Genomic DNA, 500 nt, shown 5'->3' on the forward strand with positions numbered 1-500 from the left:
GGGGGCGCACTCGCAGCAGCAGCCTTCACGGAGGCAAGATCGAGGGCCGCCTCACGGGCGGCGACGTCGGCTCGCACTCCTTCGAGAATCGAATCGAGAACTGTCATCGTGGCTCGAGTCCTTTCCCACCCTGCTCAATCCCGATGTGATCAAGCTCATCGGATCTGTGTAGAAGAGTAGTGAACTGGTTTACAGCAGTCACCGGCGGGTGTCCGTATCACCCTCACCACCGTCGTCCGTGGGATCCTCACCTGCGTCCAGCGCGTCCCACAGGCCGCGTTCGGACAGCGGTTCGTCGCTCTCGGCGCGCCGGGCCGCAGCCTCGCGGCGCGCCGCCGGGGCGTCGTACTTCGACGACAGTCCGGCCTGCTCGCGCGGGGTGCGCCAGAGGGTCACCGCGGCGGCGAGGACGGCGACGGCACCGACGATCACGAGGATCGCGGGCAGCGGATACGTCTCGATGCCGGTCACCTCCGCCCGGTCCGGCAACGCGGCCACCC

At 68.4% G+C, this 500-nt stretch carries 1 protein-coding gene and 1 pseudogene; both read right to left on the reverse strand.

Annotated elements, in window-relative coordinates; all coding sequences use genetic code 11:
* Positions 1–107 (reverse strand): annotated as a pseudogene (locus R1101_RS30525) (indole-3-glycerol-phosphate synthase TrpC); the annotation flags it as partial.
* Between the two features lie 91 nt (positions 108–198).
* A partial coding sequence (locus R1101_RS29025; RefSeq protein WP_016935866.1) for a Trp biosynthesis-associated membrane protein occupies positions 199–500 on the reverse strand: 302 nt, incomplete at its 5' end.

Origin of the sequence: Rhodococcus sp. R1101 (assembly GCF_000278445.1) — a bacterium.
GTDB classification, from domain to species: Bacteria; Actinomycetota; Actinomycetes; order Mycobacteriales; family Mycobacteriaceae; genus Rhodococcus; species Rhodococcus gordoniae.